Below are 14,674 nucleotides of genomic sequence, written 5' to 3'. Positions count from 1 at the left end.
GGTCACGCCCCCAGCAGCTTCGCGAACTTGGCTTCGAATTCCGTCTCTTCCTTCGCGCTCAGCGAGCGGAAGGCACGGGACTTCGCGGCCATCTCCTTGTCGGGGATGATCAGCGGGTTGGCCGCCGCGTCCTCGTCGATCTTCGCCAGTTCCTCCCGGACGCCGTCGACGGGGCAGACGTAGTTGATGTACGCGGCGAGTTCGGCGGCCGCCCTGGGCTCGTAGTAGTAGTCGATGAGCCGCTCGGCGTTCGTCTTGTGCCGGGCCTTGTTGGGGATGAGCAGGTTGTCGGTCGAGGTGATGTAGCCGCTGTCCGGGATGATGAAGTCGATGTCCGGGCTGTCCGCCTTGAGCTGGACGACGTCTCCGGCCCAGGCGATGCAGGCGGCGAAGTCGCCGCTGGTCAGGTCGGAGGTGTAGTCGTTGCCGGTGAAGCGGCGGATCTGGCCCTTGTCGACGGCCTTCTGGATGCGGGCGACGGCCGCGTCGAAGTCGTCGGCGGTGAAGCTGCCCGGGTCCTTGCCCATGTCGAGCAGGGTCATGCCGATGCTGTCGCGCATCTCCTGGAGGAAGCCGACCTTGCCCTTGAGCTTGGGGTTGTCGAGCAGGTCGGAGACCGTCTTCACCTCGACGCCGTCGAGCGACTTCTTGTTGTAAGCGATGACCGTGGAGATGCCCTGCCATACGTAGGAGTAGGCGCGGCCCGGGTCCCAGTCCGGGGAGCGGAACTGCGACGACAGGTTGGCGTAGGCGTTGGGCAGGTTGGACGGGTCCAGTTTCTGGACCCAGCCGAGGCGGATCAGGCGGGCGGCCAGCCAGTCGGTGACGCAGATGAGGTCGCGGCCGGTGTCCTGGCCGGCCGCCAGCTGCGGCTTGATCTTGCCGAAGAACTCGACGTTGTCGTTGATGTCCTCGGTGTACTTGACCTTGATGCCGGTCCGCTCGGTGAAGGCGTCGAGCGTGGGGTGGTGCTTCTCGCTCTCGTCGACGTCCATGTACTCGGTCCAGTTGGAGAAGCTGACGGTCTTCTCCTCGGCCGAGCGGTCGTCCGCGGACACGCCGCCCTCGGACCGGCCGGCGGCCGGGATACCGCAGGCGCTCAGCGCCCCGAGACCGCCGACCGCGAGCGCGCCGCCGGTGGAGGCGCGCAGCAGGGAACGGCGGGTGAGGGAGGCCCTGCCGCCCAGGAGGCTGCGCCGCATGGCGGCCGCTCGGGCCGGGGACAGGCGGTCGGGCTCGTACTGCTCCATGCGCTTGGTGCCCTTTCGGGAGGTCGGGCGGCCGCGGGTCGGGCGGCCTGGCTGCTATCGGTCCCCGAAGATCGTGCGGTGCCAGTCCTTCTCGGCGACCGCCGTGTTGTCGAACATGACGTGCTTGATCTGCGTGTACTCCTCGAACGAGTACGCGGACATGTCCTTGCCGAAGCCGGACGCCTTGTACCCGCCGTGGGGCATCTCGCTGATGATCGGAATGTGGTCGTTCACCCATACGCAGCCCGCCTTGATCTCGCGGGTGGCGCGGTTCGCGCGGTAGACGTCACGGCTCCAGGCGGAGGCGGCGAGCCCGTAGGGGGTGTCGTTGGCGAGGGCGAGGCCCTCGTCGTCGGTGTCGAAGGGGAGCACGACGAGGACGGGGCCGAAGATCTCGGACTGCACGATCTCGCTGTCCTGGGGCGCGTCGGCGACCAGGGTGGGCCGGTAGTACGCCCCCTTGGCGTCGGGGGCCTCGCCGCCGGTCACCACGCGCGCGTAGGCACGCGCCCGGTCGACGAACCCGGCGACCCGGTCCCGCTGGGCGTGGGAGATGAGGGGGCCGAGGTCGGTGTCCGGGGCGAAGGGGTCGCCGAGGCGGACGGTCTCCATGAGGGCGGCCGTGCGCGCGACGAACTCCTCGTACAGCGGGCGCTGCACGTACGCGCGCGTGGCGGCGGTGCAGTCCTGCCCGGTGTTGATGAGGGCGCCCGCGACCGCGCCGTGGGCGGCGGCCTCCGGGTCGGCGTCGTCGAAGACGACGAAGGGGGCCTTGCCGCCGAGCTCCAGGTGAATGCGCTTGACGGTGGCGGTGGCGATCTCGGCGACGCGCTTGCCGACCGCGGTGGACCCGGTGAAGGAGGTCATGGCCACGTCCGGATGGCCCACGAGGCGTTCGCCGGCCTCCTTTCCGGTGCCGGTGACGATGTTGACGACGCCGTCCGGGATGCCCGCCTCGGTGCACGCCTCGGCGAACAGCAGCGAGGTGAACGGGGTGAGTTCGGCGGGCTTGAGGACGATGGTGTTGCCCGCGGCGATCGCCGGGAGGATCTTCCAGGCGGCCATCTGGAGGGGGTAGTTCCAGGGGGCGATGGAGCCGACCACGCCGATAGCCTCGCGGCGCACGTACGAGGTGTGGTCGCCGGAGTACTCGCCGGCCGACTGTCCCTGGAGGTGGCGGGCGGCACCGGCGAAGAACGCGGTGTTGTCGATCGTGCCGGGCACGTCGAACTCGCGGGTGAGCTTCAGCGGCTTGCCGCACTGGAGGGACTCGGCGCGGGCGAACTCCTCGGCGCGGTCGGCGAGGACGGCGGCCAGCCTGTGCAGCGCGTCGGAGCGCTCGCCCGGGGTGGCCCCGGACCAGCCGGGGAAGGCCGCGCGGGCGGCGGCGACGGCGGCGTCGACGTCGTCGGTGCCGGCCAGCTCGTAGGTGAGGACCTCCTCGCCGGTGGCCGGGTCGACGACCGCGTGGCTGCGGCCCGAGGTGCCCTTCGTCAGGCGGCCGGCGATGTACTGCGCACCGGCCGCGAAGCGCTCCTCGGCGGGGAATCGTTCCGGGGTGGCGTTGCCCGGGTTGTGCATGTCGCTCTCCTCCGCCTTCGCCCCGCTGTCCACGGGGGCGGGTGGCGTAGCTCCAGCTCGATTTGAGTGCCGATCCTGACAGAGCAATGGCACTCCAACAAGTGATTCCGTTGTTGCCTTTTGGTTACGCGACGGAATCTGTCGACCAGGTGTCGAGTCGGCACGGAAAAGGGAGGACGGAGTGTCAGTGGTGCGTGCCAGACTCGCGTGCATGGAAAAGATCGATTCTCGGGAGGCCCTGGTCAGGGCGGTCCGTGCGGGGGCGGGGATCAAGTATGTGCACTTCTGGGGGCACCGGCCGAGCCCCGACGGGCGCATCGGGGTGAGTTGTCTGAGCCAGTGGTGGCCGTCGCCGTTCACCGTGGACGGCGTGGAGTACGCGACGGCCGAGCACTGGATGATGGCCGGCAAGGCCCGGCTGTTCGGCGACGCCGAGGCCGAGCGGCAGGTCCTCGCGGCGGACCATCCGTCGAAGGCGAAGAACGCCGGGCGGCTGGTGCGTGGGTTCGACGAGGGTGCCTGGGAGCGTGAGCGGTTCCGGATCGTGGTCGAGGGCAGCGTCCACAAGTTCGGCTCCGACGACACGCTGCGGGCGTTCCTGCTGGGCACGGGCGAGCGTGTCCTGGTGGAGGCGAGCCCCGTGGACCGGATCTGGGGGATCGGCCTGGCGGCGAACGACGAGGCGGCCACGGCCCCGGAGCGGTGGCGGGGGCCGAACCTGCTGGGGTTCGCGCTGATGGAGGCGCGGGAGAGACTGCGGGCGGCCTGAGCGGCCCCGGCGCATTCGACTGCGGTGCGGCAGCGCCCCAAACGGGCGCGGGGCTGTATCGATGTGCGGCTCCGCCGCGATGGGGGTCCCCCCGCGCGAGCGAAGCCGAGCGTGGGGGAGCGACCAGCCACGACGAGCCCGCAGGCGAACGACGGCACATCACCGCACTCCCAGCGGAGCGCTCAGCGGCCGGAGGCCTCTTCGCTCACGTCACGATCACGACCACCATCATCACCAGGCCGAGGACGATGCCGACGGCGCCGCAGATGACCCCGGCCAGGGCCTGACCGGGGTTGGTCGCCTCGTGCCGCTGGGCCTTCCCCCGGCCGATCAGCCCGAAGACCAGCGCCAGCACGCCCAGCAGGATGGCCACCGGCCACAGACAGAACACGGCGGCCGAGATGATCCCGAGCACCAGCGCGGCCGTCCCCATCCCGTTGCTCGGCGGCGGCTGCGCACCGGGCCAGGCATAACCGCCGTAGCCGGCCTGGGGCGGGTAGCCGTAGCCACCGGGATAGCCGTAGGGCACCGGGCCCGGCCCGTCGGGCGCGATGGGGGGCGGGGGGACGGGTTCGCCGTGGGAGTGGGCGTGGGGATGCGGGTGGGGGTAGGGGGCGGGAGGAGCGAAAGGGTCCGGGGACGAGGCGTTCGGCGGGACCGGCGGAGCGAACGGACCGCCGGACGGAGCATTCGGCGGCACCGGCCCGGACGGCGGAGCGAAGGGGCCCGCGGGCGAGGCGTTCGGCGTGGCCGGCGAGGCGGGGCCGCCCGGCGCCCCGGGCCCGGCCCACGGCCCGCCCGGCGCCGCTCCCGTCCCCGGCATCGACGTGATCGTCGGCTGGTCGTGCACCGAGGGAGCCGGCCAGGACTGCGGGGCGTTCGAGGCGGTGGTGCTGCCGGGGCCGTCGGACTCGGACGCCGGAGGAGCCCAGGGGTTCGGCGCCGCGGGCGTGCCCCCGGAGGCGCCCTGCGCGCCCGGCCCGCCCCGCTTGGTCAGGTCGACCTCCGACCCGTTTCCCGGTGCATCCGGCGACTGCGCGTCCTCGGACATGCGCGGGACCCCCTCTGTCGTACGTCCCGTCATGCTACGGCCCGCCTCCGGACCCCGCTTCCCGGCCTACGATGATCCCCGAGTCATCGATCAGCCGATCACCCGCGTCCCGTCCCAGTCGGCGGGGACGCCGTTCCCGGGGAGGAACCTTGACGGACCAGACCGCGGCCGCTGCCGCCGCCGCAGGCGACCTGCACGCCTTCATCGCCGGACTGCCGAAGGCCGAACTGCACGTCCACCACGTCGGCTCCGCCTCCCCCCGCGTCGTGTCGGAACTGGCCGCCCGCCACCCCGACTCCAAGGTCCCCACCGACCCCGAGGCCCTGGTCGACTACTTCACCTTCACGGACTTCGCCCACTTCATCGACGTGTACCTGTCCGTCGTCGACCTGATCCGCACTCCGGAGGACGTACGGCTGCTGACGTACGAGGTGGCCCGGGACATGGCCCGCCAGCAGGTGCGGTACGCCGAGCTGACCATCACCCCGTTCTCCTCCACCCGGCGCGGCATCGACGAGCGCGGCTTCATGGAGGCGATCGAGGACGCCCGCAAGGCGGCGGAGGCCGACTTCGGGACCGTACTGCGCTGGTGCTTCGACATCCCCGGCGAGGCGGGGCTCGAGTCCGCCGAGGAGACCGTGCGGCTGGCCACCGACGACAGGCTGCGCCCGGAGGGCCTGGTGTCGTTCGGTCTCGGCGGGCCCGAGATCGGCGTGCCGCGGCCGCAGTTCAAGCCGTACTTCGACCGGGCGATCGCCGCCGGCCTGCACTCCGTCCCGCACGCCGGCGAGACGACCGGCCCGGAGACGGTCTGGGACGCCCTGACGTATCTGGGCGCCGAGCGCATCGGGCACGGCACCAGCTCGGCCCAGGACCCGAAACTGCTCACGCATCTCGCCGAGCAGCGCATCGCGCTGGAGGTGTGCCCGACCTCCAACATCGCCACGCGCGCGGTCCCCATCCTCGACGAGCACCCGATCAAGGAGTTCACCCGGGCCGGGGTCCTGGTCACGATCAACTCCGACGACCCGCCGATGTTCGGCACCGACCTGAACAACGAGTACGCGGTCGCCGCCCGCCTGCTCGACCTCGACGAGCGCGGCCTGGCCGGCCTCGCCGCCGACGCCGTGGACGCGTCCTTCCTGGACGAGCCCGGCAAGGCCCGGATCAAGGCCGAGATCGACACGTACACCGCCGCCTGGCTAGCCCGATGAACACCGCGGTCACGGCCGTAGCCCACCGCGGTGACCCGTACCTCTTCCGCGAGAACACGCTCGACTCGCTGCGCTCCGGACTCCGCCGGGGCGCCGACGCCGTCGAGGTCGACGTGCGCGTCACCCGGGACGGTGTGCCCGTCCTGCTGCACGACGAGACGCTGAAGCGGCTGTGGGGACTGGACCGGCCGCTGCGCGCGGTGACGGCGGACGAGCTGCGCGAGCGTACGGCGGACGGGGTGCCGACCCTGGTCGAGGCCCTGTCGGCGACCGACGGGCACCGGGTGATGCTGGACCTGCCCGGCGGGCCCGACCCGCGCACGGTGCGCCGGATCGTGGACGTCGTGCGCGAGTGCGGGGCGGACGACCGCGTGTACTACTGCGCGGCCGCCCCCGCCATGCTCGCCGTGCGCGCCGCCGACCCGGCCGCCGAGATCGCGCTGACCTGGACGACGTCGGCGCCCCCTCGGCCCGCGCTGCTGACGGCTGTGCGTCCGCGGTGGCTCAACTACCGTTTCGGGCTGGTCGACCGCGCGCTGGCCGACCGGGTGCACCGCGACGGCTGTCTGCTGTCCGTGTGGACCCCGGACACCCGCCGCTCGATGCGTCGTCTGCTCGCTCTGGGCGTGGACTCGATCACCACCAACCGCATCGACGCCCTCCGGACGCTCACACCCGGGACGGCCGCGCCACCGCCGCCGGGTCGGCCGTGACGTCCGTCGGCAGGCTCGGCCCGGGTGACTGCGGCACGACGGTCGGCGTCGCTGCCGAGGGCGCCTCGCTGGGCAGCGGCTCGGGCGTCACGGACGGGTCCGGCGGCGACGCCGGGGGACTGCTCGCGGGCGGCGGGGCGAGCGGAACCGTGGGCTGCGGGGGCGCCTCGGGAGACGTCACACGCAGCGGCAGTACGACGAGGGCGGCGACGGCGCACACCAGTCCGGCCCCGACTGCGGCACGGCGCAGCTTGCGGCGGGCGGCGCCCCGGCGGATCGCCTCGTAGCGGCCGGGCGGCGGGCCGAGGAACTCGGCCGGGGGGCGCAGGACGACGACGAGCGGGTCGTCGGGGTCGACGTCCGGACCGTCGTCAGCGGGTGTGATCAAGACTCCTCCTCAGATGGGCGCGGAGCAGTTCGCGGGCCGTGTGGAGGTCGGCCTTGACGGTTCCTTCCTTGCGTCCGGTCAGCATCGCCACCTCCCGGATCGGCATGTCGGCGTAGTAGTGCAGCAGGATCGGCACGCGCAGTCGTTCCGGCAGCGACTGGACGAGCAACCGCACCGACGGGTCGGCCTGTTCGGGTCGCGGCGCCCGTTCGGCCTCCGTCGTCGCCCGGCGCACGGCCCTGCGCTCGCGCTCCAGTTTGCGCCAGTGGTCCCGCACGATGTTGGCCGCGGTGACATAGAGAAAGCCCTGCGGTTCCTCCACGGCCGTCCAACGCGCCCACAGCCGCGTGAACGCCTCCGAGGCGATCTCATGAGCCGTCTCGTCGTCATCGACCAGCCGACGGCACCAGCCGGCAAGACGCGGATAGAGAGCGGCGAACAACTCCGACGCCGCCTTGTCTCGGGACCGTTTCAACGTTCTCCAGAGGTAAGGGCGCTCACGGACAAGGACCCGAAAACACCGACCCGCGTTCCCCGGACCGGCTCTCGGTGGGGTGGTCGGCAGCCGGGGCGGGGTTTCGGCGGGACGGGCGGGGTACCGGCGGATCGGCCGACGACCGGGCGGGACCGGACACCGCCGACCCTGTCGACGGCCGACGACCGCCGCACACCACCGGCCCCGTCAACGACCGCCCCCCGCCGAATTCCGACGCCCCCGTCTACGTCCGTCATCGCTCGACGCGGCGAAGACGATCACGTTGTCGACGTAGCCGTCGGAGGTCCGCCGACCGCCGCAGGTGATGAGGCGCAGCTCCGGGCGGTCGACGTCGCCGTACACCTCGTCGGACGGGAAGTCGGCCTTGGCGACGGTCCGCACGGCGGTGACGGCGAACGCGGCCGAGGTCCCGTCCCCCAGCCGCACCGTGAGCCGGTCGTCGCGGCGCAGTCTTGCGAGATGCCGGAAGACGCCGTCGCCGTAGGACCCGACCGTGACATGGCCGAGGATCACCGAGGGGCCGGTCTGTCCCGGGGGCGGTGAGTGCTCGTACCAGCCCGCCCGGTCGTGCGCGGTGATCGGCGGCACCTGCACGGTGCCGTCGTCGGCCAGCCCGAGCCGGATGACCGGGGTGTCAACCCCGATCGCCGGGATCAGCAGCCGGACCGGCGCCGACCGCCCGCCCCCAACCGTCGACCCGAGGGACGGCGACGGCGACAGCGACGGCACAGGCGAGCGCCCGGCCCCGCCGCCCCGGCCACCGCAGCTCACGAGGAGCGTGGCAGGAGCGGCCAGGGCGAACGCCCGCCTGGACAGCGGGCTCATGCCGAGTTCGTCCGCCGCCGGAGGAGGACGAAGGCACCACCCCCCAGGGCGACCGCAGCGGCGGCGCCCCCGCCGACGAGCGCGGCCCCGCTCCCGCCCCCGCCCTCGCCCGAGGACTCCCCCGCCACCCCGGTGTCCGGCGCCCCGCTCGGCACCACGGAGACCTGCCCCGACGACGGCTCCTCGGCCGGCGCGGCACTCGGATCGGTCGCCTCCTCCGGAACAGGACTGGCTTCGCTCGGAACAGGACTCGCCTCGCTCGGAGCAGCACTCGGATCAGTCACGACGGTGGGCACAGGACTCGGCGTGCCACTCCCCCCGTCGGCGAACGCGGGTGCCGCGCCCGCGAGCACGGCGGTGCAGGCAACGGCCAGGGCACTGAGGCCGGTTCGGCGCATGAATCGCTCTCCTTCGTCGGTCCGCCCGCCCGGCGGACCGGACGGGCTGGGTTACGGATCGAGCGGAGAGACGAACCGGCGAAGGGAGGGGTTGTAAAGAGATCGCAAAGTCGACGACAACAAAGCGGCCCCGGACGGCGCGTGCAGCCGTCCGGGGCCGAGACACTCCGGGAGGACCAGGAGGACCAGACCTGCGACAGGCCCCGCCCCCTCAGCGGAGCGTCACGCGTCCAGCGACGTCATCACGTGCTTGATCCGCGTGTAGTCCTCGAACCCGTACCCCGACAGGTCCTTGCCGTACCCGGACTTCTTGAAGCCGCCGTGCGGCATCTCCGCGACCAGCGGGATGTGCGTGTTGATCCAGACGCAGCCGAAGTCCAGCTTCTTCGACATCCGCATGGCACGGCCGTGGTCCTTGGTCCACACCGAGGAGGCGAGGGCGTACTCGACGCCGTTGGCCCACTCCACCGCCTGGTCCTCGTCCGAGAAGGACTGGACGGTGATGACCGGCCCGAAGACCTCGTTCTGGATGATCTCGTCGTCCTGCTTCAGGCCCGAGACGACGGTCGGCGCGTAGAAGTAGCCCTTCTCGCCGACCTGCCGGCCACCGGCCTCGACCTTGGCGTGCGCGGGCAGCCGCTCGATGAACCCGGAGACCTGCTTGAGCTGGTTGGGGTTGTTGAGCGGGCCGTACAGCACGTCCTCGTCGTCCGGCTGACCGGTCTTCGTGTCGGCGGCGGCCTTGGCGAGCGCGGCCACGAACTCGTCGTGGATCGAGTCCTGGACGAGCACGCGCGTGGCGGCGGTGCAGTCCTGCCCGGCGTTGAAGAAGCCCGCCACGGAGATGTCCTCGACGGCCTTGGCGATGTCGGTGTCCTCGAAGACCACGACCGGCGCCTTGCCGCCCAGCTCCAGGTGGACCCGCTTGAGGTCCTTGGAGGCGGTCTCGGCGACCGACATGCCGGCCCGGACCGAACCGGTGATGGAGGCCATCGCCGGGGTCGGGTGCTCGACCATCAGCCGGCCGGTGTCACGGTCGCCGCAGATGACGTTGAAGACGCCCTTGGGCAGGATCGAGCCGATGATGTCGGCCATCAGGACGGTGGAGGCCGGGGTGGTGTCCGACGGCTTCAGCACGACCGTGTTGCCCGCCGCGATCGCCGGGGCGAACTTCCATACGGCCATCATCATCGGGTAGTTCCACGGCGCGACCTGCGCGCAGACGCCGACCGGCTCACGGCGGACGATCGAGGTCAGGCCCTCCATGTACTCACCGGCCGACCGGCCCTCCAGCATCCGCGCCGCACCGGCGAAGAAGCGGATCTGGTCCACCATCGGCGGGATCTCCTCCGACCGGGTGAGGCCGATGGGCTTGCCGGTGTTCTCCACCTCGGTCGCGATCAGTTCCTCGGCGCGCTCCTCGAACGCGTCCGCGATCTTCAGGAGGGCCTTCTGGCGCTCGGCGGGGGTGGTGTCGCGCCAGGCCGGGAAGGCGCGGGCGGCGGCCTCCATGGCGGCGTCCACGTCCGCCTGCCCGGACAGCGGCGCGGTCGCGTACGCCTCGCCCGTCGCGGGGTTGACCACCTCGGTGGTCCGTCCGTCGGCGGCGTCCCGGAACTCACCGTCGATGTAGTTGCGCAGACGACGCAGCTCGGTGCTCACTGCCGGCCTCCTGTCGGTATGAGAACTGTCCAATCACTGAGACACCTACCCTAATCGGCTGCCCGACGTTTTCAACAGCCCCACCCTGGCCATATCTGCGAAATCCGCAAGTCTCGGCTACGTAAACAACGAATTTCATCGCTACGGCCTTGCCAAACCGACGAGACGCGTGCACAGTGAACCCGTGGCCAGTCGAAGCGCAGACCCCAGGGACTCCCGCGAGTCCCCCCGCGACTCCAGGAACGGCGGCACGCCGCACCTGGACGCCGTCTCCCTCGCCATCATCGAACAGCTCCAGGAGGACGGCCGCCGGCCGTACGCCGCGATCGGCAAGGCCGTGGGCCTCTCCGAAGCGGCCGTGCGCCAACGCGTCCAGAAGCTGCTCGACCAGGGCGTGATGCAGATCGTCGCCGTCACGGACCCGCTCACCGTGGGCTTCCGGCGCCAGGCGATGGTCGGCATCCATGTCGAGGGCGACGTGGAGTCCGTGGCCGACGCACTGACCGGCATGTCCGAATGCGAGTACGTGGTGATGACCGCAGGCTCCTTCGACCTGATGGTGGAGATCGTCTGCGAGGACGACGACCACCTGCTGGACGTCATCAACCGACGCATCCGGGCCATCCCCGGAGTGCGCTCCACCGAGAGCTTCGTTTACCTGAAGCTCAAGAAGCAGACCTACATGTGGGGAACCCGATAGCCGTGAGGACCCGATAACCGTGAGCACCAAGGACCTCAGCAAGACCGCGTACGACCACCTGTGGATGCACTTCACCCGCATGTCCTCGTACGAGAACTCCCCCGTCCCCACCATCGTCCGGGGCGAGGGCACCTACATCTACGACGACAAGGGCAGGCGCTACCTCGACGGTCTCGCGGGCCTGTTCGTGGTCCAGGCCGGCCACGGCCGCACGGAACTCGCCGAGACCGCCTTCAAGCAGGCGCAGGAGCTGGCCTTCTTCCCGGTGTGGTCCTACGCCCACCCCAAGGCCGTCGAGCTCGCCGAGCGGCTCGCCGACGAGGCTCCGGGCGACCTGAACAAGGTCTTCTTCACCACCGGCGGCGGCGAGGCGGTCGAGACCGCCTGGAAGCTCGCCAAGCAGTACTTCAAGCTCACCGGCAAGCCCACCAAGTACAAGGTCATCTCCCGAGCGGTCGCCTACCACGGCACCCCGCAGGGCGCCCTGTCCATCACCGGCCTGCCCGGCCTGAAGGCCCCCTTCGAGCCGCTGGTCCCGGGTGCGCACAAGGTCCCGAACACCAACATCTACCGCGCCCCGCTGTTCGGCGACGACCCGGAGGCCTTCGGCCGCTGGGCCGCCGACCAGATCGAGCAGCAGATCCTCTTCGAGGGCCCGGACACGGTCGCGGCCGTCTTCCTGGAGCCCGTGCAGAACGCGGGCGGCTGCTTCCCGCCCCCGCCCGGCTACTTCCAGCGGGTGCGCGAGATCTGCGACAAGTACGACGTGCTGCTCGTCTCGGACGAGGTCATCTGCGCCTTCGGCCGCCTCGGCACGACGTTCGCCTGCGACAAGTTCGGCTACGTCCCGGACATGATCACCTGCGCCAAGGGCATGACCTCGGGCTACTCCCCGATCGGCGCCTGCATCGTCTCCGACCGGCTGGCCGAGCCGTTCTACAAGGGCGACAACACCTTCCTGCACGGCTACACCTTCGGCGGCCACCCGGTCTCCGCGGCCGTGGGCCTCGCCAACCTCGACCTGTTCGAGCGCGAGAACCTCAACCAGCACGTCCTCGACAACGAGGGCGCCTTCCGCGCCACCCTGGAGAAGCTGCACGACCTGCCGATCGTCGGCGACGTCCGCGGCAACGGCTTCTTCTACGGCATCGAGCTGGTCAAGGACAAGGCGACGAAGGAGTCCTTCAACGAGGAGGAGACCGAGCGCGTCCTGTACGGCTTCCTCTCCAAGGCCCTCTTCGACAACGGCCTGTACTGCCGCGCCGACGACCGTGGCGACCCGGTCATCCAGCTGGCCCCGCCGCTGATCTCCAACCAGGACACGTTCGACGAGATCGAGCAGATCCTGCGCGCGACCCTGACGGAGGCGTGGACCAAGCTCTAGCCTGCGGCGGCCTCCCGGCCCGGGTGCACCCATGCGAGTGAGAAGGGTGCACCCGGGCCGCGTGCTGTCCGGCGTTCCTGCCGCGAATCCTTAGCGTGCCCGGTAACCGATCGGCCCTGCTTTCGTTCCCCCGCACGGGGGACGGCACGGCAAACGGACCAGAACGAGGTGTACGCGCATGGAGGCCCCGCCCGACAACGATGTGCTCTGGGCCCGCGCCCTGCACTTCACCCACCACGACGGTTCGCCGGGGCTCGGCGGCGTCTCGCTCGGCGTGCGCGAGGGCGAGATCCTCGCCGTCAGCGGCCCGCGCGGCAGCGGCAAGTCCACCCTGCTCGCCTGCCTGTCGGGGCTGGTCCCGGCGCAGCGCGGCGAGGTCTGGTTCAACAGCGTGCCGGTGCACACCATGGGCCCCGTCGCCCGTGAGCGCCTGCGCCGCGACCGCTTCGGCTGGATCGATCCGCGGCCCACGCTGGTCCCGGAGCTGAACGTCTGGGAGAACGCCGCCCTCCCCCTGATGCTGCGCGGCACCGGCCGCCGGCGCGCCAAGACGGCCGCCCTGGAGTGGCTGGAGCGCCTCGACATCGGCGACTGCTCCCGCAGCCGCCCGCGGGAGCTGACCCAGGCGCAGCGCCAGCGCGTCTGCGTCGCCCGCGCCCTGGCCACCGCTCCGACCGTCCTCTTCGCCGACGAGCCGACGGCCCCCCTGCACCGCGCCGACCGCGCCCATGTCCTGCGCACGCTCACCACGGCCGCCCGCTCGCACGGCATCACGGTGGTCCTCGCCACCCACGACGCGGAAACGGCCGCCCTGGCGGACCGCACCGTGTCCCTGTTGGACGGACGCCGGGTGAACACCGTCCACCTGCCCCCGGTCGCCGAGACGGAAGGCCGGGCCGCGTGCTCGCTCTCCGTCTGACCCGCAGCGCCCGCCCCGCGGTACAGCTGCGCCGCCTCCTGGTCGCGGCGGCGTCGGCGGGCACGGGGTTCCTGCTGCTGTGCACCCTCGGCCACGCCCTCACCCACCCGGACTCCCCCGGCTCCTCGTTCCTCCGCCTGCTCTGGTGCGCGGCCCCGCTCGCGGCGACGGTCTACTTCGCCCTCGCGGTGGCCCGCACCGACCCCGGCACCCGGCCCCGCCCGGGCCTCGCCGCGATCGGCCTGGGCCCCGTACGCCTGATGGCGGTCGCGGCAACAACCACCGCCCTCTCCACCCTCCTCGGCTCGATGCTGGCCCTGCTCGTCTTCCTCCACCTGCGCGGCGACCTCACCGGCATGCCGTTCGACGGGGCAGCCACAGACTTCCTGGCAGCCTCCGAACCCCTCCCCCTCCCAGCAGCCCTGACCCTGCTCTCCCTGGTACCGGCCGCGGCATCACTCACGGTGGCCCTGACAATGCGCCCCCGCGAGCCTGCCAAGCCCGCGGGCATGCATGCCACTCAGCCTGCCAAGCAGCCTGCTGAGCCTGCGGGCATGCGTGCCGCCTGGGGCGGCACGGGTGGGCGCAGGCGGCACCCCGCAGCGCCGGGCCGCGCACCCACCCCCACGCCAACCCCCACCCCGGCCGACGCACCAACCGGGCTCACCGAACCGCCCACCACCCCGGCCGGCCTCCCCTGGGGCACAGCCGTACTCGCCGCAGGCCTCACCGTAGGCGCCTACGCCCGCAAACCCACCCACCTCAGCCACCTCACCCTCACCCCCGCCCTCCTCCTCGCCTGGACCCTCACCGCAGTCGGCCTCGCCGTAGCCACCCCCGGCCTCACCCACCTCTGCGGCCGCCTCCTCCAGTCCGCCCGCCCCGGCCCCCTCCGCCTCCTCGCCGGCCGCGCCCTGATGGAGGAGGCCACCCGCATCGGCCGCCCCCTGGGCGTCGTCTGCGCGGTCGCCGCGGCCGCGTACGCCACGGCCGTCCTCCACACCCCCGGCACCGACACCCGCCCGTTCGGCCCACTGACCGCCCTCGGCGCAACCGTGGTCACCGGCTGCGCGATCGCCACCCTGCTGACCGCCGCCGTGGAGGCCAGACAGGCCCGCGCCGACACCACCGCCGCCCTGCTCCGCCTCGGCGCCCCCGCCACGATGCTGCGCAGCGCCGCCGCACTCCGGACCGGCGCCCTGCTGGCGATGTTCGGCCCGCTCACCGTACTCGTCGCCGAACTCGCCGCGCTCCCGCTGGCCCGCTGAGAAGCCCGCCGAGAAATCCGCCGAGAACCCCGCCGAGAAATCCGTACGAAAAAAAT

14 protein-coding genes and 1 pseudogene are annotated in these 14,674 nt (G+C 71.8%); 7 read left to right on the top strand and 8 right to left on the bottom strand.

The genetic code is table 11. From position 1 onward, the window contains the following. Window positions 1-2: 2 nt before the first annotated feature. Both ICC28_RS15645 and ICC28_RS15640 read right to left on the bottom strand, forming a co-directional pair. Entirely contained in the window at window positions 3-1,250 is a 1,248-nt protein-coding gene (locus tag ICC28_RS15645; RefSeq protein ID WP_188289160.1) for a spermidine/putrescine ABC transporter substrate-binding protein, read from the bottom strand. A gap of 54 nt (window positions 1,251-1,304) precedes the next feature. Beyond that, window positions 1,305-2,831, bottom strand: coding sequence for a gamma-aminobutyraldehyde dehydrogenase (locus ICC28_RS15640; protein WP_188289159.1), 1,527 nt, complete (start codon window positions 2,829-2,831; stop codon window positions 1,305-1,307). A gap of 211 nt (window positions 2,832-3,042) precedes the next feature. Between ICC28_RS15640 and ICC28_RS15635 the strand changes: the two genes are divergently transcribed. Further along, window positions 3,043-3,600: an NADAR family protein gene (locus tag ICC28_RS15635; protein WP_188289158.1), complete on the top strand. Its 558-nt coding sequence runs from the start codon at window positions 3,043-3,045 to the stop codon at window positions 3,598-3,600. Between the two features lie 205 nt (window positions 3,601-3,805). On the opposite strand, the gene ICC28_RS40555 is transcribed toward ICC28_RS15635, so the two are convergent. Continuing rightward, window positions 3,806-4,651, bottom strand: coding sequence for a DUF4190 domain-containing protein (locus ICC28_RS40555; RefSeq protein WP_223188886.1), 846 nt, complete (start codon window positions 4,649-4,651; stop codon window positions 3,806-3,808). Between the two features lie 31 nt (window positions 4,652-4,682). Between ICC28_RS40555 and ICC28_RS15625 the strand changes: the two are divergent. Further along, window positions 4,683-5,865, top strand: a pseudogene (locus ICC28_RS15625) (adenosine deaminase). Beyond that, on the top strand, window positions 5,862-6,578 hold the full coding sequence (locus tag ICC28_RS15620) for a glycerophosphodiester phosphodiesterase (RefSeq protein ID WP_188289156.1): 717 nt from the start codon (window positions 5,862-5,864) through the stop codon (window positions 6,576-6,578). The pseudogene ICC28_RS15625 and the gene ICC28_RS15620 overlap by 4 nt, the downstream one beginning before the upstream one ends. Here the strand turns inward: ICC28_RS15620 and ICC28_RS15615 are convergent. The 5 genes from ICC28_RS15615 to ICC28_RS15600 form a co-directional block, all read right to left on the bottom strand. After that, the gene (locus ICC28_RS15615; RefSeq protein ID WP_188289155.1) at window positions 6,535-6,966 is read right to left on the bottom strand and encodes a hypothetical protein; all 432 of its coding nucleotides are present in this window, start codon (window positions 6,964-6,966) and stop codon (window positions 6,535-6,537) included. The two genes, ICC28_RS15620 and ICC28_RS15615, sit on opposite strands and share 44 nt — an antisense overlap. Beyond that, complete coding sequence (locus ICC28_RS15610) at window positions 6,950-7,441, bottom strand: RNA polymerase sigma factor (protein ID WP_188289154.1); 492 nt, start codon at window positions 7,439-7,441, stop codon at window positions 6,950-6,952. The genes ICC28_RS15615 and ICC28_RS15610 overlap by 17 nt, the downstream gene beginning before the upstream one ends. A 207-nt stretch (window positions 7,442-7,648) precedes the next feature. Next, window positions 7,649-8,287 (bottom strand): class F sortase, encoded by a 639-nt coding sequence (locus ICC28_RS15605; protein ID WP_188289153.1) that lies wholly within the window; start codon window positions 8,285-8,287, stop codon window positions 7,649-7,651. Next, entirely contained in the window at window positions 8,284-8,685 is a 402-nt protein-coding gene (locus ICC28_RS40550) for a Tat pathway signal sequence domain protein (RefSeq protein ID WP_223188885.1), read from the bottom strand. The genes ICC28_RS15605 and ICC28_RS40550 overlap by 4 nt, the downstream gene beginning before the upstream one ends. 222 nt (window positions 8,686-8,907) lie before the next feature. Beyond that, the gene (locus tag ICC28_RS15600; RefSeq protein WP_188289152.1) at window positions 8,908-10,347 is read right to left on the bottom strand and encodes a gamma-aminobutyraldehyde dehydrogenase; all 1,440 of its coding nucleotides are present in this window, start codon (window positions 10,345-10,347) and stop codon (window positions 8,908-8,910) included. Between the two features lie 169 nt (window positions 10,348-10,516). Here ICC28_RS15600 and ICC28_RS15595 point away from each other — a divergent pair, with 169 nt between their 5' ends. From ICC28_RS15595 to ICC28_RS15580, 4 genes are all read left to right on the top strand, one after another. Continuing rightward, window positions 10,517-11,047: an Lrp/AsnC family transcriptional regulator gene (locus ICC28_RS15595; protein WP_188289151.1), complete on the top strand. Its 531-nt coding sequence runs from the start codon at window positions 10,517-10,519 to the stop codon at window positions 11,045-11,047. A 19-nt stretch (window positions 11,048-11,066) separates the two neighbouring features. Continuing rightward, window positions 11,067-12,431, top strand: a complete 1,365-nt coding sequence (locus tag ICC28_RS15590) for an aspartate aminotransferase family protein (RefSeq protein WP_188289150.1) — start codon at window positions 11,067-11,069, stop codon at window positions 12,429-12,431. A 178-nt stretch (window positions 12,432-12,609) separates the two neighbouring features. After that, complete coding sequence (locus ICC28_RS15585; protein WP_188289149.1) at window positions 12,610-13,350, top strand: ABC transporter ATP-binding protein; 741 nt, start codon at window positions 12,610-12,612, stop codon at window positions 13,348-13,350. Next, complete coding sequence (locus ICC28_RS15580; RefSeq protein WP_188289148.1) at window positions 13,332-14,618, top strand: hypothetical protein; 1,287 nt, start codon at window positions 13,332-13,334, stop codon at window positions 14,616-14,618. The genes ICC28_RS15585 and ICC28_RS15580 overlap by 19 nt, the downstream gene beginning before the upstream one ends. Window positions 14,619-14,674: the final 56 nt, after the last annotated feature.

The organism is Streptomyces sp. TRM68416 (genome assembly GCF_014596915.1).
GTDB lineage: Bacteria > Actinomycetota > Actinomycetes > Streptomycetales > Streptomycetaceae > Streptomyces.
Note: the sequence above shows the minus strand (reverse complement) of the source record. Positions and strands in the feature narration are given on the sequence as shown.